Origin of the sequence: Halomonas sp. HAL1, from assembly GCF_030544485.1 — a bacterium.
GTDB lineage: Bacteria > Pseudomonadota > Gammaproteobacteria > Pseudomonadales > Halomonadaceae > Vreelandella > Vreelandella arctica.
Map to the genome: position 1 here is coordinate 3365593 of NZ_CP130610.1, position 20912 is coordinate 3386504.

Annotated in this window: 20 protein-coding genes and 1 pseudogene; 12 read left to right on the plus strand and 9 right to left on the minus strand. The window is 56.2% G+C overall.

Annotated features, from left to right (window positions below; genetic code table 11):
* Positions 1 to 10 precede the first annotated feature (10 nt).
* From Q3Y66_RS15760 to Q3Y66_RS15770, 3 genes are read left to right on the plus strand one after another with little or no spacing between them, the layout of a single operon-like run.
* A complete protein-coding gene (locus Q3Y66_RS15760) occupies positions 11 to 550 on the plus strand; it encodes an acyl-CoA thioesterase (protein ID WP_008957580.1) in 540 nt (179 codons plus the stop codon).
* A 34-nt stretch (positions 551 to 584) separates the two neighbouring features.
* Positions 585 to 1589 (plus strand): hypothetical protein, encoded by a 1005-nt coding sequence (locus Q3Y66_RS15765; RefSeq protein ID WP_008957581.1) that lies wholly within the window; start codon positions 585 to 587, stop codon positions 1587 to 1589.
* 58 nt (positions 1590 to 1647) lie between these two features.
* Positions 1648 to 2253, plus strand: coding sequence for a LysE family translocator (locus tag Q3Y66_RS15770; RefSeq protein ID WP_008957582.1), 606 nt, complete (start codon positions 1648 to 1650; stop codon positions 2251 to 2253).
* Between the two features lie 5 nt (positions 2254 to 2258).
* Here Q3Y66_RS15770 and Q3Y66_RS15775 read toward each other — a convergent pair whose 3' ends face one another.
* Together Q3Y66_RS15775 and Q3Y66_RS15780 are read right to left on the minus strand one after the other, a co-directional pair.
* A complete protein-coding gene (locus Q3Y66_RS15775) occupies positions 2259 to 2630 on the minus strand; it encodes an I78 family peptidase inhibitor (RefSeq protein ID WP_008957583.1) in 372 nt (123 codons plus the stop codon).
* A 102-nt stretch (positions 2631 to 2732) separates the two neighbouring features.
* Positions 2733 to 2864: an entericidin A/B family lipoprotein gene (locus tag Q3Y66_RS15780; RefSeq protein ID WP_008957584.1), complete on the minus strand. Its 132-nt coding sequence runs from the start codon at positions 2862 to 2864 to the stop codon at positions 2733 to 2735.
* A 174-nt stretch (positions 2865 to 3038) separates the two neighbouring features.
* Between Q3Y66_RS15780 and Q3Y66_RS15785 the strand changes: the two genes are divergently transcribed.
* Positions 3039 to 3458, plus strand: coding sequence for an HIT domain-containing protein (locus Q3Y66_RS15785; protein WP_008957585.1), 420 nt, complete (start codon positions 3039 to 3041; stop codon positions 3456 to 3458).
* Between the two features lie 8 nt (positions 3459 to 3466).
* Here Q3Y66_RS15785 and Q3Y66_RS15790 read toward each other — a convergent pair whose 3' ends face one another.
* The 4 genes from Q3Y66_RS15790 to Q3Y66_RS15805 are packed head-to-tail and all read right to left on the minus strand — an operon-like array spanning position 3467 to position 6081.
* Positions 3467 to 4462, minus strand: coding sequence for a nickel/cobalt transporter (locus Q3Y66_RS15790; RefSeq protein ID WP_008957586.1), 996 nt, complete (start codon positions 4460 to 4462; stop codon positions 3467 to 3469).
* 52 nt (positions 4463 to 4514) lie between these two features.
* Positions 4515 to 5174: a DUF1007 family protein gene (locus Q3Y66_RS15795; RefSeq protein ID WP_008957587.1), complete on the minus strand. Its 660-nt coding sequence runs from the start codon at positions 5172 to 5174 to the stop codon at positions 4515 to 4517.
* Positions 5171 to 5530: a hypothetical protein gene (locus tag Q3Y66_RS15800; RefSeq protein ID WP_008957588.1), complete on the minus strand. Its 360-nt coding sequence runs from the start codon at positions 5528 to 5530 to the stop codon at positions 5171 to 5173. The genes Q3Y66_RS15795 and Q3Y66_RS15800 overlap by 4 nt, the downstream gene beginning before the upstream one ends.
* Positions 5527 to 6081, minus strand: coding sequence for a hypothetical protein (locus tag Q3Y66_RS15805; protein ID WP_008957589.1), 555 nt, complete (start codon positions 6079 to 6081; stop codon positions 5527 to 5529). The genes Q3Y66_RS15800 and Q3Y66_RS15805 overlap by 4 nt, the downstream gene beginning before the upstream one ends.
* A 147-nt stretch (positions 6082 to 6228) precedes the next feature.
* Here Q3Y66_RS15805 and Q3Y66_RS15810 point away from each other — a divergent pair, with 147 nt between their 5' ends.
* Both Q3Y66_RS15810 and Q3Y66_RS15815 read left to right on the plus strand, forming a co-directional pair.
* Positions 6229 to 7362, plus strand: coding sequence for a glycerate kinase (locus Q3Y66_RS15810; protein WP_008957590.1), 1134 nt, complete (start codon positions 6229 to 6231; stop codon positions 7360 to 7362).
* A gap of 215 nt (positions 7363 to 7577) precedes the next feature.
* A complete protein-coding gene (locus Q3Y66_RS15815; RefSeq protein WP_008957591.1) occupies positions 7578 to 8054 on the plus strand; it encodes a Dps family protein in 477 nt (158 codons plus the stop codon).
* Positions 8055 to 8150: 96 nt separating this feature from the next.
* Here the strand turns inward: Q3Y66_RS15815 and Q3Y66_RS15820 are convergent, their stop codons facing one another.
* On the minus strand, positions 8151 to 9617 hold the full coding sequence (locus Q3Y66_RS15820; protein ID WP_008957592.1) for an aminoacyl-histidine dipeptidase: 1467 nt from the start codon (positions 9615 to 9617) through the stop codon (positions 8151 to 8153).
* A 28-nt stretch (positions 9618 to 9645) separates the two neighbouring features.
* Positions 9646 to 11811, minus strand: a complete 2166-nt coding sequence (locus tag Q3Y66_RS15825; RefSeq protein WP_008957593.1) for a tRNA(Met) cytidine acetyltransferase TmcA — start codon at positions 11809 to 11811, stop codon at positions 9646 to 9648.
* Positions 11812 to 12196: 385 nt separating this feature from the next.
* Here Q3Y66_RS15825 and dctP point away from each other — a divergent pair, with 385 nt between their 5' ends.
* The 4 genes from dctP to Q3Y66_RS15845 all read left to right on the plus strand — a co-directional run bounded on the left by dctP (position 12197) and on the right by Q3Y66_RS15845 (position 17086).
* On the plus strand, positions 12197 to 13300 hold the full coding sequence (gene dctP / locus Q3Y66_RS15830) for a TRAP transporter substrate-binding protein DctP (RefSeq protein WP_008957594.1): 1104 nt from the start codon (positions 12197 to 12199) through the stop codon (positions 13298 to 13300).
* A gap of 65 nt (positions 13301 to 13365) precedes the next feature.
* Positions 13366 to 13869, plus strand: a complete 504-nt coding sequence (locus tag Q3Y66_RS15835) for a TRAP transporter small permease subunit (RefSeq protein ID WP_008957595.1) — start codon at positions 13366 to 13368, stop codon at positions 13867 to 13869.
* On the plus strand, positions 13866 to 15200 hold the full coding sequence (locus Q3Y66_RS15840) for a TRAP transporter large permease subunit (protein WP_008957596.1): 1335 nt from the start codon (positions 13866 to 13868) through the stop codon (positions 15198 to 15200). Before Q3Y66_RS15835 ends, Q3Y66_RS15840 begins: the two co-directional genes overlap by 4 nt.
* Before the next feature lie 200 nt (positions 15201 to 15400).
* A complete protein-coding gene (locus tag Q3Y66_RS15845) occupies positions 15401 to 17086 on the plus strand; it encodes an iron ABC transporter permease (RefSeq protein ID WP_008957597.1) in 1686 nt (561 codons plus the stop codon).
* A 7-nt stretch (positions 17087 to 17093) separates the two neighbouring features.
* Here the strand turns inward: Q3Y66_RS15845 and Q3Y66_RS15850 are convergent, their stop codons facing one another.
* Positions 17094 to 18197, minus strand: a complete 1104-nt coding sequence (locus Q3Y66_RS15850) for an ABC transporter ATP-binding protein (RefSeq protein ID WP_008957598.1) — start codon at positions 18195 to 18197, stop codon at positions 17094 to 17096.
* Positions 18198 to 18416: 219 nt separating this feature from the next.
* Here Q3Y66_RS15850 and Q3Y66_RS15855 point away from each other — a divergent pair, with 219 nt between their 5' ends.
* Both Q3Y66_RS15855 and Q3Y66_RS15860 read left to right on the plus strand, forming a co-directional pair.
* A complete protein-coding gene (locus tag Q3Y66_RS15855) occupies positions 18417 to 19451 on the plus strand; it encodes a Fe(3+) ABC transporter substrate-binding protein (protein WP_139041542.1) in 1035 nt (344 codons plus the stop codon).
* A gap of 74 nt (positions 19452 to 19525) precedes the next feature.
* Positions 19526 to 20882: pseudogene (locus Q3Y66_RS15860) on the plus strand (IS3 family transposase).
* Positions 20883 to 20912: the final 30 nt, after the last annotated feature.

Sequence of the window (20912 nt, forward strand, 5' to 3'; positions counted from 1 at the left end):
GGAACACCGTATGTCCGAGACGGAAACCAGCGCGAGCACCGTTATCAATACTGCCCTGCCTGGGCAACACGAACTCTCCATGACGGTATTAATGACACCTGACATGGCGAATTTCAGCGGCAAAGTGCATGGTGGGGCTATTCTTAAAAAGCTCGATGAAGTCGCGTTTGCCTGTGCCAGCCGTTATTCAGGTCACTACGTGGTGACACTGTCGGTGGATCAAGTGCTGTTTAAACAGCCTATCCATGTAGGGGAACTGGTCACGTTCCTAGCCTGCGTCAATCATGTTGGCCGCTCATCAATGGAAATTGGTATTAAGGTGGTGGCCGAAGATATTCGCAATAAGCTAATCCGCCATACCAACAGCTGCTACCTCACCATGGTCGCGATTGATGCTGAGGGCAAGCCCGCCAGCGTACCGCCACTCACGTTGGCAACACCGCTGCAGAAACTACGCTTTGAAAAAGCAGCGCTGCGCAAAAAATTACGCAAACAGGCGGAGCGAGAAGAGCTGTTGACCCAACAGCAGCATCAATCACAGACCCAGTAACAGCTGTTGCAACGTCCCACCATAAGGAGTTCGCATGCCCGCCAGGGAACGCTACCCGCACCTGCCTAAAGCGGTCGAATACGCCCATATCGGTTGGGATTTTTTCATTTTAACGCTTGTGGTGATTAACCTCTCGCTACTGCTGTTTGATTCACTGTTTCTGCTTGGCCCTATCAACCAAGGTATCGCCAGCATCGCGCCTGGCTTTCACGCGTTCTACGATGACACCGTTCATAGCCGCTTTATCGCCATCGACTTGGTGTTTGTAAGCTTTTTTATTGTCGATGTACTGCTTGGCTGGTCCATTGCGATTGCCGAACGGCGCTACCACCGCTGGTTTTTTTACCCCTTCGTGCACTGGTATGACGTGCTGGGCTGTATTCCCCTGGCAGGCTTCCGCCTGTTGCGTATTCTGCGTGTCGTATCGCTGCTCCATCGCCTGCACCGGCTGGGCTTAATTGACGTCACCCGCTGGGATATTTACCTATTTTTTGCCAAGTATTACGACATCTTGCTTGAAGAGCTTTCTGACCGTATCGCCTTAAAACTGCTGGGAAATGTTCAGCACCAGATCCGCGCCAGTGACTCGCTCACCGAACGTGTCATCGACCGAGTGATCATGCCCCGCAAAGCACAGTTAATTCATGAGATCGCCCAGCGGTTAGAGAGCACGATTGGCAAAGCCTACCAGCATAACCGCCACTCTATCATGGCAGCGATCAGCGACTTAGTTAGTCGTACGCTAAGAGAAAGTCCCGAGATTCAGCGCTTGAACCGGCTACCCATGGGGCAGCAGGCCACGAGTGCAATGGAGGCCTCCCTAAGCGGTGTTGCCCAGCGACTAGTCGATGAACTACTGCTTGGCATTCACTCGGATGAGTTTAAGGAATTAGTTGAGCGCACCGCCGACAGCGGCTTTGACACCTGGCTAACGGTTGACGAAGGCAGCAATCGGGTTACCGAACAGATGCTGTATGACATTCTCGAAATGCTTAAGGAGCAGGTCAATCGCCAACGCTGGAAAGACCGCTATGATTAGTCATGGCGCGTTCATTACACAACCACTCAGCACAACCGCCTTGTACGGATACACTTAAATGAACAGCGAATGGTTAATCCTCGGTCCTGCCGCGCTCTATATGATCTCGATGACGCTGACGCCAGGGCCGAACAACGTGATGCTCACCGCCTCTGGCGCCAACTTTGGCTTTAAGCGCACGCTACCGCATATGTGGGGGATTTTAGGCGGCTGCTTTTTGCTGTTTGCGGGCATCGCACTGGGGTTAGGCGTACTGTTCGAGCGCTATCCCGCTATTCAAACTGCGCTTCGCTGGATAGGCAGCGCCTACTTGCTCTATCTAGCATGGAAAATTGCCAGCGCGCCACCGCCTAATTTGAAGGCACGCGAACATAGCGTACCGTTTACGTTTTGGCAGGCGGCAGCGTTTCAGTTTGCCAACCCTAAAGCGTGGGTGATGGGACTTGCGCTAATGGCGGGCTTTTTACCCGAAAGTGGTCAGCCGGTGTTCAATGCGCTGGTGCTCGCAGGCTTTGCTGAGCTGGTAGCACTGCCGTGTATTGCTTTATGGGCGGCCTTTGGCACGGCCATTGGGCAGTGGATCAAAAGCGACGGCGCATGGCGCGCGTTCAATATCACCATGGGAATATTAACCGCCGCCTGCGTCGTGCTGATTTTACGCTAGAGGCATTAGCCGCAGCGCAAGTCTTCAATAACATCTTGATCATCAAGGTGGATATTCAAACGATCCGGACGGTGATCCATCGTGGCTGCATCACCAGGGCTAAGCACACGCACTTGGCGCGCGCGGCTATCGCTTTGTAATTGCGATACCTTCGCATCATCGAATGGCTCGCCGATCGCGTGTTGAATAGCCTCCAGGTCACAGGCAGACGCCTGCTCATCACTGGAGCCAGTCGGCGCTACCGTGGGCGGCGGTGGTGCTGCGTCTACATCGTCGCTAGCTGGGGAAATCGGCATCTGAGAACTGACGCAGGCGGTCAGCAACATCGTAGAAGCGCTAACTAGGGCGAATTTAGCCAGAGTCATACGGGGCTTCATCCTTGAATCTCCAAATAGCAGATTGTGAATAAATAAGTTCTAAACACCACCGGGCCGGGCGTTTGCCCGGCCCGGTGGAAAACAACACCATGCTAATGCAGCTTAATTGGCTGCATCCTGGACAGCTTGGCCGCCCTCTTCCACATCCTGGCCAGCGCCAGAAATGGTATTACAACCAGTAAGAACACCCGCGGTCATCAGCAGCATAAAGCTCATGGCTAATAATTTTTTCATTTTCCGTTCTCCTTAACGAGTCATTCAACATCGGGAAACTCCACTGGCAACTCTCATTGCCGCTTGGGAGTTTTTTCAGGGTAACAGCGTTTTCATGATCACGCTCGCTTTCCCTACTTCACTTTGCGGCTGCTATGCTAGCACTTATTTAAACTGCTGTCTGGAGCCCATGACTTGAACAATTTCGAGCTAGATGAACGCCTAGCGGCTGATACACTTCCCATCGCCGACCTTCCCCTCAGCCGCGTGCTACTGATGAACGATGCGCGCTATCCGTGGGTTATTCTGGTACCCCGCTACGGCTCTGTCAGCGAAGTGTTTGAGCTTTCCCTCGACGACCAGCAGCAGCTATGGCGGGAAGCCACTCAACTCGGCGACGCCATGAAAACAGCGCTAGAAGGTGACAAAATTAATATTGCCACGCTAGGTAATGTCGTCAGCCAACTGCATGTCCATGTCATTTTACGGCGCCACTCGGATGCCACCTGGCCTGCACCGGTATGGGGCAATGGCTCCCCCGAACCCTACGATCTGGATGGTCAAGCGCAGTTACGTCACCAACTTTTAGCCCTTATTGATGGGCTTGATGTATAGCCTGGGCGTTACCCCGTCAAAGGATGACTTTGCCGAGTGGGTGGCTCATTCAAAAGCGGCCCACTTGCGGGCTGCGCAACGCCCGCGACACTAAGCGAAATACCCAGCGTGACAATCAGCACACCACCGGCCAAGGCCAGCCAGCCGGTGGCCTTTTGTACACTGCGCTGGCTATGCTGTTGCTTGGACAAGCGTCGCTGCGCCCAACCACGGGCGAGAATACTTGCCAGCGCGAGCGCCGAAACGGTAATGCCTGTGCCCAGCGACATCGCCACCACGGATGCCACTCCCACCTCGAACTGGCCCAGCAGGCTAGCAGCCCCCAGCATCAATACCGCCCCGCTACAGGGGCGCATACCAATAGCACCGACCGTTATTATCGCCGTGCGCCAATCTAACGCCTGCTGCGGCTCAATATGATGAGCACCGCCACAACAGTGGCTATGGTCATGATCGTGGCTGTGGCTACGATCATGACCGTGGGCCTGATAGGCTGCGCGTAATTGCTTGACGGCTCGCCAACATAGCCACGCGCCTAATGCCGCTACCAGCAGAAAACTGGCTTGCTCTACCCAAACAACACTGCCCATGGCTTGTCGGGTTATCCAGCCTAGGCCGTATACCAACACCACGACTAATATTATGGCAGTCACACCCTGCAACAAGGAGGCGGCAAACGAGAGCCCTAAGGCACGCTTAACAGCTCCGCCATGCGTCGCCAAATAGGTCGCCAGTACGGCTTTACCATGCCCCGGCCCGGCGGCATGAAACACGCCATAGGCAAAGCTAACGCTCAGCAGAGTCGTCCATGTAGCCATACTGGGAGTACGGGAGAGTTCGGTAATCGCCAGCGTCAGCGAGCGATGCAGATCACGCTGCCAGCCAAGCAGTTGGTAACTAACACCCTGAAACCCACCTTGCCAAACAATGACGAGCACCACCGCGGCTAACAGAAGCCCCAGTATTAATCCTAAGTGGCGTGGAAAAGGCCGCGTTAAGGCCATCTAGTCGCTCCATTGTGTAAAGCTATAAATTAATATTGTTAACAAATAGCGCCTAGCGGCAATCTACTTGGCCGGTCTCGGCAAAGTAGCGCCCCAACCCTGGCTCACCGCTTTCATCTTTATCGAGCAGCGCGGCTTCCATCACCACTTCAGGATCGGGGTCCGCGGGCAGAATAGAGAGCTCACAGGCAGGCTCGCCGTTAAGTATCAGCGCATCATCCCGTGGCTGACCGCCCTCCTCTTCATGGACAACTTCGATGTAGTAGGTAGGGTCAAACACTTGATAGCGAAGCAGAGAATCTACCAACGGCTGGGGCGTCTCCAGCGGCAGAATAAACATAAAGGTCAGCCGACCATCGCGCTCCAGGGCAGTATATTCACTTACCTCGCCCAACGTCTGCGGCTCGTCGTTGATGCGTACTTCGGTTAAATAGTGCTGACCGGAAAGATTATCGCGAATCTCTTTACCAAGCTGATCAAGGCCCTGCTCAAGGCTGGCATTCTGTACCTGCTGCAGTTCTTCAAAAACCACCAGACTGTAAAAAGGGTCCATCCGCCACGTTTGATGCAAGCCACTTACCATGCCCTGGTCATCGGTGATGATCCGCACACTCACGTCGATCCAGCCATGAGGATGGGCACGCGCATCAGGGCTAACCAGCAAACTACTTCCCGCCAAGAAAAACGCCACCGCGATACCCGCCGCCCTCATGGCGCGACTCCCAACTTATGCTGCAAGGCGACAAGCCATGGGTCGAGTAAATAGGGTGGCAACGGCTGGCTACCACTCAAGGCCGATACGCTTACTCGACTACCGTTGCCCTCTTCACTCACCTGCAGTTGCAACCGATACCCCGGCCAGCGGGCAAGCGATGCTTCCGCGCGTCCCAGGGCAATATCTGCATGGCGCACCACATAGCCTTGCTCAACCATCAAGTCTATTGCTTCGCGAAACGTTTCCTCTGTCGGCGTTGTGTAAACTAACTCACGAGGTTCCAAAGGCGCTGTGGTGGCACAGCCAGCCAATCCCGCCAGTAGCCCTATTAATACCCAGTGGCGAAGATTCATAACGGGCTCCCGGCGGCAGGCACGCTCTGCTCGAAAGCGGTTTGAAAACGCTGACAGAAATCATCATTACTGGCGCTATAGGAGTCGCGTAAATCGCCCATATGATCAAAGCGGCGAATATCACGGGAGATGCGTATATGCGCGTCGTTCACAAAAATCGAGACACGTTCTACCTCCACAGGCTGCTGACCTATTCCGCCACCAAAACCTATCCCACCGCCAAAACCGATGCTGGAACCACCACCAATGCCCAAGCCACCGAACATACGCATGCCACTCCCATAGCCATACGCATTATCGTAAGGGTCATAATAACCGTGCAGTTCACGTTCACGACTGGCGCTAATTAAGCCCAATGTGGTATCGGTAGAGGTCAGAGTAAACCCCCACTCGGTCAGGATATCTACGCTGGTTTCAAGCGCCCGCGCATCCGTTGCAGGGAAATAGCACGCAGCAGCAGGCGCTGGTTCGGCTTGAGGCAGGCGACTTGGAGTCACTTGGCAGCCAGCAAGCGCTAACAGGCAGATTAAGCTTATGGGTATCGACTTCATGTTAGATCCTCTAACGGACGAGGCCGCTGGTTTGGCGCAGGCTAGCGCGCTAAGCTCGCCAACGGGGGCATACTTAACTGACACTGTAGTGAAGACACTGTATTAAAGACATCGTATTGAAGACACCGTTTTGCGGAGATCGTGCTAATGAATGTTTTGCTTTGCCCCGACAGCTTTAAAGATGCGCTGAGCGCCCAAGACGCCGCCGCCGCCATGGCCCGGGGCGTCAAGCGCGCCATACCAAGTGCCCAAGTGCGGGCCTGCCCGTTGGCTGACGGAGGCGAAGGAAGCCTAGATGCACTGATCGCCGCGACAGGTGCCGAACGCCGCCAGCTGGATGTTCACGACGCCCTGGGGCGCCCGAGAAAAGCCACTTGGGGCTGGCTTAGCGACCAGCGTACCGCGTTTATTGAGCTGGCAGAAGCCAGCGGTTTACAGCACCTTACCGCCGATGAGCGCAATGCATTGCACACCTCCACCTTTGGGGTGGGTGAACTGCTGCTGGCAGCGTTGGATCAAGGCGCTGAAAAAGCGCTGCTGCTACTCGGAGGCAGCGCTACCAATGACGGTGGTGCCGGTATGCTGCAGGCCTTGGGTGCTCGCTTTTTGGATCAAAACGATAAACCGTTACCTCCTGGCGGTGCGGCGCTTAGCCAACTGACCCGTTTAACACTGGATGGGCTAGACCCGCGGTTAGCTGGGCTCGCCCTTGAGGCGGCCGTGGATGTTGATAACCCGTTACTGGGCGTGCGCGGTGCCACCGCAGTATTTGGTCCTCAGAAAGGCGCCTCACCTGAGGAAGTCGAACAGCTAGACCGCGCGCTGAGCCACTTTGCTGATATTAGCGCTCAGGTACTCGGCGAGGACTGCCGAACGCTACCGGGCGCCGGGGCGGCAGGTGGCATGGGGTTTGCGGCCAAGGCCTTTTTAAACGCCACGCTAAAACCCGGTATCGAAATGATTATGCAACAGGCTGACATGGCAACACTCTTGGCTAACGCGGACCTGGTGATTACCGGTGAAGGTCGCCTGGATGGCCAGAGCCTGGCGGGTAAAACGCCCATCGGCGTTTCCCGTGCCGCCAAGCGCCTTAACAAACCCGTTATCGTGCTGGCGGGCAGCCTCGGCGATGGCTGGCAAGCCTGTTTTGATGAAGGCGTCACGGCCGCCTTCGCGTTAGCCGACGGCCCCATGACGCTAGCTGATGCACTACCACGCACCGCCGAGCTACTCGAAGCACGCTGTGAAAATCTGCTGCGGCTGTGGGCGCTTAAACTTTGAAAAGCATGCAGGCCTTGAAAAGAGCTCTTAGCGCCAGCATTTAAACAGTAGTCAAAGGGTAACGGCAGGCATCTAATGTCTTAGCACTATGGCAGCGATGCAAAAAACCTGTTTTGCACTGCACCAAAGACGCCCTATTCTGAACAGATATTCTCAAGATTTGTGCTGAAAACGCATTAACCGCCGCACGTTGCGGCATAAAGAGGGAGCAGGATATGACTGACACTAATAGCATTGGCCTACACGAAGGTAGCGCTAGTCAACTCGCCGAAAAGCTCAACCACCTGCTAGCCAACTACCAAATTTTCTACATGAACGTGCGTGGCTACCACTGGAATGTACGCGGTAGCGACTTTTTTGAGCTGCACGCCAAGTTTGAAGAGTTCTACACCGACCTGCTGACCAAAGTGGACGAAGTGGCCGAGCGTATCCTAACCCTGGGGCACAAACCGGTACACGCTTACAGCGACTACGTCACGCTATCGCGCATTCAGGAAGATAAAGACGTTCACGACGGCACCACCTGCGTTAAAGGCGTGCTGAAAGGCTATCAAACGATCATTGAGCTACAGCGCGAACTACTTGCGCTCGCCTCTGACGCTGATGATGAAGGCACCGCGGCACAAGCCGGTGACTACATTCGCGAGCAGGAAAAAACCGTTTGGATGCTCAATGCCTACTTAAGCAAATAAGTATTAAGTAAATAAGCGCGTTCGCATGACGTAAAAACGGCACCCCTTATTATATTGGGTGCCGTTTTTTATGCGTGGCCATTCTTACGACGAGGACTAACGCTGATCGGCAAGATCCTCGATCAATGCCCGCAGCATTAACCAGAACTCTTCGACAGAGGCGATTTCCACTCGCTCATCCGGGGAGTGAGCGCCGCGAATCAGCGGGCCAAACGAGATCATATCCAAATGTGGGTACTTGCTACCAAGGATGCCGCACTCGAGCCCAGCGTGAATCACCTTCACTTCTGGCTCCTGACCCAGCAGCGCCGCATGACGTGCTTTAAAGGTTGCTAGCAGATTGCCATTAGGATTGGGCGCCCAGCCTGGGTAGCCGTTTTCCACTTTTACCCGCGCACCAATCAACCCAAACAGCGCTTGAAAGCGATCCGCCATGGCGACGACAGCACTGTCGTGCAGCGAGCGCACCAATGCGCAGAGGTGCAGCCGTCCATTTTCCAGGCTTAATACGCCTAGATTATTGGACGTTTCCACCACGCCTGGCACATCGGCACTCATCCGCTCCACGCCGCATGGGGCAGCGTGAAGCGCGGCCAGTAGCATGACGCTGGCATCCAGCGTTAGTGGTTCTGCTTCGGGCACCTCTATCAGACGCTGGGCGCTTATTTTAAGGCCACTATCGCCACTCCCCAGTTCTCTTAATAGAATGGTTTCAAGCCCAGCGATAGCCACCAGAGCAGCGTCAATTTCATCGGCCGGTATCGCTACTTGGGCAAAAGCTTCGCGTGGGATCGCATTACGTAAGGTGCCGCCATGGTAGCTGATCAAGCGCGCATCAAAGGCTTCTAAAGACCTCAACACTCTAACCAGCAGCCTATTGGCGTTGCCCAGCGGCTTATGAATATCGATGCCAGAATGGCCACCCTTAAGCCCCGTCAAGGCGATCTCGATGAACTGCTCGTGGTCACCCGCGGCGGCGCTCGGCAGTTGCGCATCAACTTCCACATCGGCTCCACCTGCGCAACCAATATAGACCTCTCCCCTATCTTCACTGTCCAGGTTGAGCAGCAGCGAACCTTCTAACCAGTTTTCTACAAGATTCAGCGCGCCGCCCATGGAAGTCTCTTCTTCCAGAGTAAAGAGCGCTTCTAACGGTCCATGACGTAGGTCCGGATCTTCCAGTACGGCAAGAATAGCCGCCACACCCATGCCGTTATCGGCTCCCAAGGTGGTGCCGTCGGCGTGCAGCCAGCCATCAGCGACATAGGTCTTGATGGGGTCACGGGTAAAGTCATGGGCGTGACCACTATTGGCCTGGGCTACCATGTCCAAGTGGCCTTGTAACACCACGCCGGGTGCCTGCTCGCAGCCAGGAGAGGCTGGTTTACGGAGTCGTAAATTACCGAAGGTATCACGGTCGTGGGCAAGGCCCTGAGCATCGGCCCACGCTTCGAGGATGGCGACAAGCGCCGCTTCATGCCCAGAGGGGCGCGGCGTATTACAAAGGGTTCGAAAGTGGCGCCAAACTAAGGAGGGCTCCAGCGCTTCAAGATGTGCGTTCATTAAAGACTCTTCGTTATCGGCAATCGGACTACTTTACCTCAATGAGGTTATTCACGGCGAGGCGCAAGGCCTTCAACGCGTCATTGTGGGCCGTCGCCAGGGGTATATTTTGAAACGCCCACGCCGCAACTTGTCGATGTGACTGCTGTTGCGCTTCCGTTAAGGGGCAGTGGCTGGCTTGCCGGGCCAAGGCTTGCAAGGCCGGGCGAGCGAGAACGGGATCGCGATGGGCGATCGCCACATCTTCAATATCCTGCCAATCGCGCGCACTAAGTGAAACGCTCGGCATCTGACCGAGCAACAGCACGACAACCGAGGCAGGCAACGCCTTCAACTCAAACGCCAACAGGCTGGCTAATGCCGCCTGAAAGCGCTCATTCAGGTCGGCAAGCACCGCTTCACCCTGTGCGTTTAACGCTTTCGCCACCATCACAGCAAACTCACCGGTGGAGGCTTCACGGGTAATGCCTAAACGCACCGGCGTAAACCCCAGCGCCAACCAAAACCGTAACAGCGACGCCTCCGCACCAAAGGTGGCGCCATACAGCGCGACACCCTGCTGCTTGGCGGCGGCTATATCATCATGCAGTAGCGCTTTTCCCAAGCCTTCGCGGCGCCGCTCAGGATGCGTCGCGATCCTCACCACCCGCCGCCAGCGGGCGGTCAACGCCTCACGGCTACCGGCGTGAGTGGCCAGCGACTGCGCCAACAAATGCCCCTGAGGCCGACGTTCACCGCGGGCGACTTGATGGGCGAGGGTGGCCTCAAAACCGCCCTCCTCCCGTGTCACCAGCACCGCCTGAGGCTCACTCACCTGCTCGATCACGCGCAATGCCGTGCCGGGGCCGTCAAGCAATTGGCGCAGGTCGTTGGGGGAAGTACGGTAGTGCGACTGCACCAGCAGTCCAAACAGCTTTTCCAGTGCCGCGTCTTGCTCGGCAAGCCAGGCAGGACCAACCACTTTTGTTACCACGGCGCTGTCATTCGGTTGAGCAGTAGGCAGCACTGCTTTTAACAGCAGCAGTTGATTGACCAGCGCTTCCAGCGGGTCGCCACCATGCCAGCGAATGGGCGACTCAAGCGTCAGCGCTTTCCACTGGGGCGTCAGCCGGTCAAGGGTGTCGCGAAAGCGCAGCGCGAATCCACGCCCGGAGCCCTCATAGCCATGCACCGTCGTGGCAAAGGCAATGCGCGGAAAAGCCACCAGCCATTGCCCCAGAAGCGCAGCGGGAATTGCCGCCGCCTCATCCACCAATAAATAACTGCCATCGCCGCCCTGCACCTGCGCATTGACCTGTTCGGTCAAGTCGTCCGGGGGTAAAAAAATCAGCTCGCGGCCCTCGGCCAGCACAAAGTGATCTTGGGCGACCCGACGACCTGCCGGACAAAGCGCAGACAGCCGTTCAAAAACGCTCTCCACCGCACTCAGGTGCGGCGCGGTCAGCACCACGCGCTGGGCTTTGTCCATTAACAGCCGGGCACAGGCGATCCCCAGCGCGGCGCTTTTGCCGCGCCCACGGTCGGCGGTAATGACCAGCGGGCGACGCCGCTTTAGGCCCACCAATCGCTTTACGGCGGCTGCTTGATCTGAGGTCAGGCAGTCGCTATCACCAGCGCTGGGATCGCCTGCTCCACGCGAAGCTAATTGAGACAATTGAGGCAGCTGTAACGCCTGACCAGCACGCCAGCGCACTACCTGAGTTGAGGCCTGCAGTTGACGCGCCAAGCGCGCCAGGTAATGGCAGCTCAGTTGCGACCAGTGCCAGGGGTGATCAGCAAAACGCGCGTAGTCCGGGTCAGGTGCTTCACCCCACGGCTGGGGTGTGAGTAATAGCAGTAAGCCACCCGCCGTGATCGTTCCCGCCAGCGCCCCCAACGCTTCAGGATCAAAGCCTGTGCTGTGTGTATCGATCACGACCAACTGATGCTCAGCCCCCAGGCGTGCCCGTGCCTTGCGAGGTGAGAGAATAGGCGCGGAAAACAGCAATGCGGCGTTCTCGTTGGCCACCCACAGAGGCGCCTGCCAGGAGAAGGCCTGCCATACCTCCTGGGCGATTGAGCGACACTGTTCTGCCTCACCGCTTAACCACACCAACTGGCGCCAGCCGCGGCGATTGAGACGCTGCGCATGATGAACTAACGCTGCCACCATTCGCGGCGAGTGTTGGCTTTCTGACAGCTGATTATTTAGCAAATAATTTCCTACTCCGGCACGCCCGTTTCCCATCACGTTACCCTATAAAGCGTTCCGCTGAGCCTCTTATGGCGAGCCTTCTGCTTACAACTTTGGTTGAACAATTTAACTACTTTCAACGTTTCTGCACTACTTAACAACTCATCTCGATATTCAAAATATCCTATAACTGTCTGTTTTTCTTAAATATATAGAATTTACTTAAAAACGATGGAAGAGCTTTCTTACATTACTGATATTGCGCTGCAGCGGGGTTGGTGTGCTAGTTTAGCTCTGTAGCGCTTAAATTCCCTTGTTTACGTAAACGTAACCCTGTAGCACTGCACTTTCCTGACTTCAGGTATCCAACACTAACAACGTCACACGCCAAACCAGGAAACACACCATGAAGAAAACGACCAAATTTGCCCTCACTGGCCTTGCCGCTGGTATTGCTTTCGCAGCCTTCACGACCACCGCTCAGGCACAAGAAGAGTGGACGATGACCTCTACCTGGCCAGAGAATCTTGATCTTATCAAGATCGACCAGCACTGGGTGGAGCTGGTCAATAAGCTGGCGGGCGAAGAACTACAAATTAATTTCCGCGCGGGCGGCACGCTAATGCCCGGCACAGAAGTCTTTGACGCCACAGAAACGGGCAGCATCGAAGCCGCAGGCGACTGGCCGGGTTACTGGGCCGGCTTGAATCCCGCCTTTTCACCACTGGCCACCACTACCAGCCTGTTTAATGGCGTTGACTACCTTAACTGGATTCAGCAGTGGGGCGGCCGTGAGCTGTATGAAGAGATCTATGGCCAGTTCAACATGGTGTATCTCCCCTACGGCATTACCAACAATGAGTCCGGCTTTATGGGCCGCACCCCGATTGAAAGCATTGCCGATTTAGAAGGCAAGCGTCTGCGCCTTTCGGGTCGTGATCAGGGCCGCGTACTCGAAGAGCTAGGCGGCTCACAGGTCACTCTGGCAGGTGGTGAAGTCTACCAAGCCATTGAACGCGGCGTTATCGATGCGGGTGAGTTTTCGACCCCTGGTGTTGATTTTAACGCCGGTTTTTCCGAAGTGGCTGACTACTGGGCAACCCCGGGCTGGCACCAGTCGGCCAGCGTATTTGGCGTAATGATCAATAAAGATGCGTGGGACGCGCTCTCAGAAGAGACCCAAGAAACCCTGCGTATTGCGGCGGACGCCACCATGGCATGGTCGCTAGCCTGGTCTGAACGCCAGTCCACCGAAGCCACGCAGAAGTTTATTGACGCCGGTGTCACGATCAATCAGTTCTCTGAAGAGGACTTGGCGCGCATTCAGGAAGTCACCAATGACGTCATTCTGCGCGGTGCTTGCGAAGACCCTGACCACGCCAAGGTTTACCAATCCATGATTGCCTACCTTGAGCACTACGCGACGTGGCGCGATGTTTCCGCGCCTTACAATATGAGCCGCGTGATGGACAATCTGCCCTCACTGGAAGAGATCGAAGCCTGCCTGTAAGGCGCTTCTGTGCCGCCTCGGTTTTTACCGGGGCGGTTTTTTTGTGCTGACCGCGGAGATCTTCCATGAATGCGATTGCCAAGGCGATCGATGCTATCAATGAAGCTTTTGGGCGCGTCATCGCGCCATTGATTGCCATCATTACCCTGATTGTTCTTTACGACATTGCGTCACGCTTTCTGTTTGGGCGCCCTAGCGACTGGGCTTTTGACGTGACCAAGATGCTGTTTGGCGCCCATTTCATGCTGATGGCGGCTTACGGACTCCGCCACCATGCCCACGTGGAAGTCGACGTATTGAAACGGCTGCTATCGCGTAGAAAGCAAGCCGTGCTTGAAGTGCTCGGTTATCTAATTTTCTTTGTGCCGTTTATCTGGATGCTGATCACCCTGGGCTGGAGCTTTTTTGAACGCGCGTGGAGCCGCGGTGAAACCACTTATGGCATGGTCTCAATCCCGGTCTACCCGATTAAAGGCGTGATTGTAGTCGCCGCTATCCTGATTCTGCTACAGGCAATTGCCATTGTGCTGCGTGCCATCATGCAGCTTCGCGAGGAGACATCAGCATGAACCTAAGTCCTGAAATGCTCACGCTGGTGATGTTTGGCGGTCTGATGGTGGGCCTGTTTATGGGCCATCCGCTGGCATTTGTGCTGGGTGGTGTCGCGGTTATCGGCGCTTTTCTCGGCCCTGGCGAGCGTATCCTCGGTACCCTGATTAACAATATTTTCGGTAACGCCATGGACAACTATGTCCTGGTGGCGATACCGCTGTTCATTTTGATGGCGCGGTTCTTAAACGACTCCGGTGTTACCGAGAAGATGTTTGATGCCATGCGGCTATTGCTGGCGAATCTGCGCGGTGGCCTGGCACTTACCGTGGTTATCGTGTCGGTGCTGCTCGCCGCCACCACTGGTATTGTCGGTGCCTCAATTGCCGTCATGGGCATGATCGCTCTGGTGCCGATGCTCAAGTATGGCTACAACAAAGAACTGAGCGCGGGCGTCATTATGGCCAGCGGTTGTCTGGGCATTCTGATTCCGCCCAGCATTATGCTGATCCTGATGGCAAGCTATTCGCCGGTATCGGTGGGCGCACTGTTTGCGGGCGCGCTGATTCCCGGTCTGCTGCTTGGTGTTATGTATGCGCTCTACGTATTGATCATCTGCTATCTCAAGCCCCACTACGGCCCCAAGGTGCCAGCGGAAGAGCGTGCCGAAGTCAGCACCAAACAGCTGCTGATCATGCTGGCCAAGTATGTGGTTCCCCCCATGTCGTTGATTCTGGGTGTGCTGGGCGCGCTGTTTACCGGTATCGCCACGGCGACCGAAGCCTCGGCCATCGGTGTGTTTATCGCGTTCATTTTGTTTTTGATTTTTGGTGATCGCAAAATAAGCACCTGCTTCTGGACGATGATAGAAGCGGGCAAAACCACCACCATGGTCATGCTGGTATTAGTCGGCGCCACGGCCTTTACCGGCGTGTTTTCCCGCGGCGGCGGCATGACCGTGATCAGCGAGTTGGTGCTGGCGATGCCTGGTGGCACGGTGGGCGCGCTGATTCTGATGCTGTTCCTGGTGTTCGTGCTGGGTATGTTCCTGGATTGGACCGGCATCGTACTGCTGAGCTTTCCGATCATGCTGCCCATCGTCGAAACCATGGGCGTCGATATGCTCTGGTTCGTGGTGATGGTGGCGGTAGTGCTACAAACCTCGTTCCTGACCCCGCCCTTTGGCTATGCGCTGTTCTACTTGAAAGGCGTGGCACCACCGGGGGTAGAAATCGTCGATCTTTACAAAGCGGTCGTGCCTTTCGTCGCCCTGATTCTGCTGGCGTGTACGCTAATGGCGTTCTTCCCGTGGCTGATTACCGGCCTGCCGAGCATGATGCTGGGTTACTAGGCCTTTCCCACCTGCTTAACGTTCAACCATTATAAGCCCGCTTCGGCGGGCTTATTTTTGCATTGACTACTGGCCTGCAAAGCTGCAGTAGAACAGCGCCAATGCTACTATTCACGCCCGCCAGTGATTCGCATTAGATGTTTGCTGCGCTACTTTCCGGCTTTCCACTACTGCTTTCCGTCAATGCAAGGAGTGTTCGCTTGTTCAGATCCAGCTATCGCGGGCTATCCGCCGCCACCTCTTCGCTTAGCCGTCGTGCCAGCCCCTGGTCGATAGCCTTGATCGCGGTGGCGTTCGTGGTTGCTCTGCCAGTGCTGGTCGTGTTTGCCCATATCGCGATGCCAACCGATGGCGTATGGCAGCACCTGGCTAGCACGGTCCTGGGTCGCTACTTGAATAATACGTTCTGGCTGGTGGTGATCGTGGGCCTCGGCACGTTGGTCATCGGCACCGGTACCGCCTGGCTGGTGGTGATGTGTCGCTTCCCCGGTAAACGACTATTCGAGTGGGGGCTGCTGCTTCCACTGGCGGTGCCTACCTATGTCATCGCCTACGCCTATACCGATTTTCTGCAATTCGCTGGCCCGTTACAGAGTCTGCTACGCGAGACGTTTGGCTGGGAGTATGGCGACTACTACTTTCCCAATGTGCGCTCGCTGGGCGGCGCGGCAACGGTCATTACCCTGGTGCTTTACCCCTACGTCTACCTGCTGGCTCGCGCCTCATTCCTGGAGCAGTCGGTATGTGTGCTGGATGTGGGCCGCACGCTTGGCCGCGGCCCGTGGCGGCTGTTCGCCAGCGTCGCCGTACCGCTGGCTCGTCCGGCGCTGGTGGGCGGGGTATCACTGGTATTGATGGAGACGCTGAACGAGTTTGGCGCCGTGCAGTTCTTTGGCGTCGATACCTTTACTACTGGCATTTACCGCACCTGGTTCGGCATGGGCGAACAAGTCGCGGCGGCGCAGTTGGCAGCGTGCCTGCTTACCTTCGTGATTGTTTTAGTGCTCCTGGAGCGCTGGTCGCGGGGCAAGCGCCGCTATTTCCATACCACCAACCGCTATCAGCAGCTGCCAGAATACGTGCTGCATGGCTGGCGCGCCGCGGCGGCGACGCTTGCGTGCCTGCTACCGGTGCTGGTGGGCTTTTTACTGCCCAGCGGTATTTTGCTTAATTTAGCGCTGCAGGGGGGCGATTCGCTGTGGGGCTCGCGATTTATCGGCTACGCCTGGAACAGCCTGGGATTGGCAACCGTCGCTGCGCTAATCGCCGTGGGCCTGGCAGTCGTACTGAGCTATGGCGTGCGCATGCACGATACGACGTTTGCGCGGGTGGCTGCCAGGGTAGCTTCCATGGGCTACGCGATTCCCGGCTCGGTCGTCGCAGTGGGTATTCTGATTCCGTTTACCTGGTTGGATAACGCACTGAATACCTGGCTGAACAATCACTACGGCTACATTATCGGCCTGGTGTTCAGTGGTTCGGCGTTTATTTTGCTGTACGCCTATGTGGTGCGCTTTTTGGCTGTCTCGTTCAATGCGGTTGAAGCCAGTCTCGGCAAGGTGACGCCCAGCATGGATGCCGCCTCGCGCACGCTAGGCCAAACGGCGGGCGGCACGCTGCGTCATATTCATACGCCGATGATGCGTAGCAGCCTGCTGGCGGCGGGGATTCTGGTCTTTGTCGACGTGATGAAGGAGCTACCGGCGACGATCATTCTGCGCCCCTTCAACTTCGACACGCTGGCGGTGCGGGCGCACAATTTGGCCTCTGACGAGCGGCTGGCCGAAGCATCGACATCGTCACTGGCGATTGTGGTCGTCGGAATCTTGCCGGTGATTCTGCTCAGCATGGCCATGCGACGTTCGCGCCCCGGCGCTAACTCCTGACGAAACCCTAGGTAAAGAGCGGAAAAACAAACACCTGGGAAAGGTCGAGGTGAATATCCACCGGCTGCCCCTCCGCGGGTAGAAATACCCCAGGTACACGGGCGTGCAGGTGGGCTTCAAGGCCATTCTCGCCATGGGCACAGAGGTGCAATAGGCTAGTGCGCCCCAGCAGCTTCGCCATGACCACATGGCTATGGCAATGAGCATCCGCCGGCAGGTCGCGCTCCACAATACGCAGTGCCTCGGGGCGAATCATTACCTGAGCATCACTGCCTTCAGCTAGCCCCACCGCAGGCACCCGCCCTACTGGTGTGCTCACCATGCCATTGTGCACCTTGCCTTGCAGTTCATTCACATCGCCGAAAAAGGTCACCACAAAGGGGTCTTGCGGCGCGCAGTAAAGCTCTCGCGGTGTTCCTGTCTGCACGATTCGCCCATCGCGCATCAGCGCGATGCGGTCTGCCATGAACATGGCTTCTTCAGGGTCATGGGTGACTAACAGCGTCGCCGCCCCGACCTTCTTCAATACGTGCAGCGTATCGTCGCGGATACGGTCGCGCAGGCGCGCGTCCAGGCTTGAGAAGGGTTCATCCAACAGCATCAAACGCGGTGACGGCGCCAGCGCACGCGCCAGAGCCACCCGCTGCTGCTGGCCGCCCGAGAGCATGTGGGGGTAGACATCGACATACCCAGCCATGCCCAGTTGTTCGAGCAGTTGCTTGGCCCGCTCACGGCGCTGACCGGAGGCCAAGTGCTTAAGCCCAAAGGTGACATTTTCCAGCACGGTGAGATGGGGGAACAGCGCCGAGTCTTGAAACGCTAGCCCTACATTGCGCTTTTCCGGCGGCACGTGGCGCTGGCCCGGCGCAGCAATCGTCATATCTTCCAGCGCTACGCTGCCCTCTTGCAGTACTTCCAGCCCCGCTGCAATGCGCAGCAGCGTGGTCTTGCCGCACCCGGAGGGGCCCAGCAGGCAAACCACTTCACCCGGTGCAACGCTTAAATCCACCCCTTTGACAACCGCATGGCCGTCATAGGCATGGCACACATTGTGAAGGGACAACGCCGTTGTACTGGGCGCCACCGGGGCGACCTTGAGGGTTGCTGTCATATATCACCACTGTTAATTAACACGGTTCAGGTACGCAAACCGCGCCTGTAAAACCTAAACGCGGATTCAATACGTTTGAAAGTTGTTTGCATTCTATTTTTTATTCACTGGATATGCACGTAACACCTTTTACGTAGACGCTAAGCCTTGACGTCAGGCAGTTGAAACGCTTCAATAACGATGTTAATAATGCAACTTATTATCATTCAACAAATAAGGATGTGCTTGATGAAAACTGTACGCTTTGTTGCTCCAATGGCAGCGATGATGGTAGGCGCTACGTTTGCTGGTCAGGTCGCTGCAGATGAACTCAACCTCTACTCCGCGCGCCACTATGACTCTGACGAACGCCTCTACGATGCGTTCACCGAAGAGACCGGCATCGAAGTCAACATCCTGGAAGGCGACTCCGACCAGTTGATCGAGCGCATTCAGCGCGAAGGCGTGGCAAGCCCCGCAGATGTGATGCTTACCGTCGATGCAGGCCGTCTGTGGCGCGCGGAAGACGAAGGCATTTTCCAGAGCGTCGAGTCCGATGTGCTTAATGAGCGCCTGCCCGAAGCCATGCGCCACCCTGACGGCCTGTGGTTTGGCTTTAGCCAGCGGGCCCGGGCGATTTATTACAACCGCGAAAACTTCGACCCTAGCCAGATTACCAGCTACGAAGATCTTGCCGACCCGCAGTTTGAAGGCAAGGTGTGCATCCGCTCGTCCAATAACATTTACAACCAGTCACTGCTGGCGGCCATGATTGAACACCACGGCGCAGAGGGTGCTGAAGAGTGGGCCCAGGGCGTGGTGAATAATATGGCGCGCGACCCGGAAGGTGGCGATACCGACCAAATTCTGGGTGTGGCCAGCGGCGAGTGCGATATCGCGGTCGCGAACCACTACTACTATGTGCGCCTACTGAAATCTGACGACGATGCCGAGCGCGAAGCCGCCCGCAAAGTGGGGATCATCTTCCCCAACCAGGATGACCGCGGCACCCACGTGAACGTAGGCGGTGCTGGGGTTGTAGAAGGCGCGCCTAACCGCGAAAACGCCGTCCGCTTCCTTGAGTACCTGGCCTCAGACACCGCTCAGGAGATCTTTGCTTCCGGCAACAATGAGTTTCCGGTGGTGGACGGCGTGAAGAAAGACCCGGTGCTGGAATCCTGGGGCAACTTCAAAACGGACGACGTCAACATCAGCGTACTGGGTGAGAACAACCCCGAAGCCATTCGCATCTTCGATCGTGTCGGCTGGCGTTAATTGATAACCCCGCAGCCAGTGGCTGAACTGCACCCCAAAAGTTGGACACTCATCCAGCGATTGGGGTGTTTTTCATGGCGAAGTATAAGGAAGCGTTCAAGCTATTAGTCGTACAGCGCTACACAGAAGGACAAGAGGGTTATAGGAGGCTGGCCAAGCAGTACGGTCTTGACCATGCCACCGTCAGGCGTTGGGTGAAAAGCTATGAACAGCATGGCCTGAGCGGCCTGCAGAAGAAGTCCAGCCGCTACAGCGCTGAGTTCAAATTGTCGGTGTTGCAACGGATGAGACAAGAGGATCTCTCAGCCCGACAAGCGATTGCCCTGTTCGATATCCGAGGTGGAGTGGGGGTCGTACGGCGGTGGGAAAGTCAGTATCATGAAGGAGGCTTCCAGGCGCTGGAGCCTAAAGCCCGAGGTCGCCCGACGAAGATGCCCACAGCAGAGCCCCCCAAGCCCCCACTTCCAGTGACTGAAAAGAGCTCGCTGGAGCAGCTGCTCCAAGAGAACGAATACTTGCGTGCTGAGGTGGCCTACCTAAAAAATTGAGGGCCTTGCGTCAGTCCAAAGAGCAAGTCGCGCAGAAAAAGCGCGAGTAGTCCTTGAACTGAAGCAAGGCCACCCTTTGCCGGTGCTGCTAAAAGTCGCCGAACTGTCGCGTAGCACCTTCTATTATCAGGTAAGGGTGCAGCAGCTGGATGATCGGCATGCGGGTCTGAAGCGTCGAATTCACGCCCTCTACGAGCGTCACAAAGGGCGCTACGGCTATCGACGAATTACGGCAGCGTTGCGCCAGGCGGGAGAGCAGGTCAACCACAAAACAGTTCAACGTCTGATGCAGCATCTGGGGTTGAAGTCATTGGTACGCCCAAAGAAATACCGCTCCTATCGTGGACAACAGGCCAGTGTTCCCAATCTTCTTGCCCGTCAGTTTCAGGCTGAACGCCCCAACCAACGGTGGGTCACCGACGTCACGGAGTTCAATGTCCGAGGCGAAAAGCTGTACCTGTCGCCTGTGATGGATCTCTACAATGGGGAAATCGTATCTTACACCATGCAGAAACAGCCGTAGTACTCGCTGGTAGGGGAGATGCTCAAGAAAGCCTTGGCCAAGCTGGCCGACCAAGACGCGCCGCTGCTGCATTCCGACCAAGGTTGGCAATATCAGATGCCTGCCTACCGGCGCAAGCTCGCCGAGCATGGGGTGATCCAGAGCATGTCACGCAAGGGAAATTGCCTGGATAATGCTGCGATGGAGAGCTTCTTTGGAACGCTGAAGTCTGAATATTTCTACCTGAATCGGTTCGCCACTATTGAGCAGTTACAGGCGGGCATCCGACACTATATCCATTACTATAACCACGAGCGTATTAAGACCAACCTAAAAGGCCTGAGTCCGGTGCAGTACCGGAATCAGGCCTTGGCCGCTTAGTTGTTCACTGTCCAAGTTTATGGGGTCAGT

What these genes read in the sequence shown, in the direction of transcription:
- Q3Y66_RS15760 (WP_008957580.1), top strand. Translation starts at nt 11, where the DNA reads ATGTCCGAGACGGAAACCAGCGCGAGCACCGTTATCAATACTGCCCTG.
- Q3Y66_RS15765 (WP_008957581.1), top strand. Translation starts at nt 585, where the DNA reads ATGCCCGCCAGGGAACGCTACCCGCACCTGCCTAAAGCGGTCGAATAC.
- Q3Y66_RS15770 (WP_008957582.1), top strand. Translation starts at nt 1,648, where the DNA reads ATGAACAGCGAATGGTTAATCCTCGGTCCTGCCGCGCTCTATATGATC.
- Q3Y66_RS15775 (WP_008957583.1), bottom strand. Translation starts at nt 2,630, where the DNA reads ATGAAGCCCCGTATGACTCTGGCTAAATTCGCCCTAGTTAGCGCTTCT.
- Q3Y66_RS15780 (WP_008957584.1), bottom strand. Translation starts at nt 2,864, where the DNA reads ATGAAAAAATTATTAGCCATGAGCTTTATGCTGCTGATGACCGCGGGT.
- Q3Y66_RS15790 (WP_008957586.1), bottom strand. Translation starts at nt 4,462, where the DNA reads ATGGCCTTAACGCGGCCTTTTCCACGCCACTTAGGATTAATACTGGGG.
- Q3Y66_RS15795 (WP_008957587.1), bottom strand. Translation starts at nt 5,174, where the DNA reads ATGAGGGCGGCGGGTATCGCGGTGGCGTTTTTCTTGGCGGGAAGTAGT.
- Q3Y66_RS15800 (WP_008957588.1), bottom strand. Translation starts at nt 5,530, where the DNA reads ATGAATCTTCGCCACTGGGTATTAATAGGGCTACTGGCGGGATTGGCT.
- Q3Y66_RS15805 (WP_008957589.1), bottom strand. Translation starts at nt 6,081, where the DNA reads ATGAAGTCGATACCCATAAGCTTAATCTGCCTGTTAGCGCTTGCTGGC.
- Q3Y66_RS15810 (WP_008957590.1), top strand. Translation starts at nt 6,229, where the DNA reads ATGAATGTTTTGCTTTGCCCCGACAGCTTTAAAGATGCGCTGAGCGCC.
- Q3Y66_RS15815 (WP_008957591.1), top strand. Translation starts at nt 7,578, where the DNA reads ATGACTGACACTAATAGCATTGGCCTACACGAAGGTAGCGCTAGTCAA.
- Q3Y66_RS15820 (WP_008957592.1), bottom strand. Translation starts at nt 9,617, where the DNA reads ATGAACGCACATCTTGAAGCGCTGGAGCCCTCCTTAGTTTGGCGCCAC.
- dctP (WP_008957594.1), top strand. Translation starts at nt 12,197, where the DNA reads ATGAAGAAAACGACCAAATTTGCCCTCACTGGCCTTGCCGCTGGTATT.
- Q3Y66_RS15835 (WP_008957595.1), top strand. Translation starts at nt 13,366, where the DNA reads ATGAATGCGATTGCCAAGGCGATCGATGCTATCAATGAAGCTTTTGGG.
- Q3Y66_RS15840 (WP_008957596.1), top strand. Translation starts at nt 13,866, where the DNA reads ATGAACCTAAGTCCTGAAATGCTCACGCTGGTGATGTTTGGCGGTCTG.
- Q3Y66_RS15850 (WP_008957598.1), bottom strand. Translation starts at nt 18,197, where the DNA reads ATGACAGCAACCCTCAAGGTCGCCCCGGTGGCGCCCAGTACAACGGCG.
- Q3Y66_RS15855 (WP_139041542.1), top strand. Translation starts at nt 18,417, where the DNA reads ATGTGCTTGATGAAAACTGTACGCTTTGTTGCTCCAATGGCAGCGATG.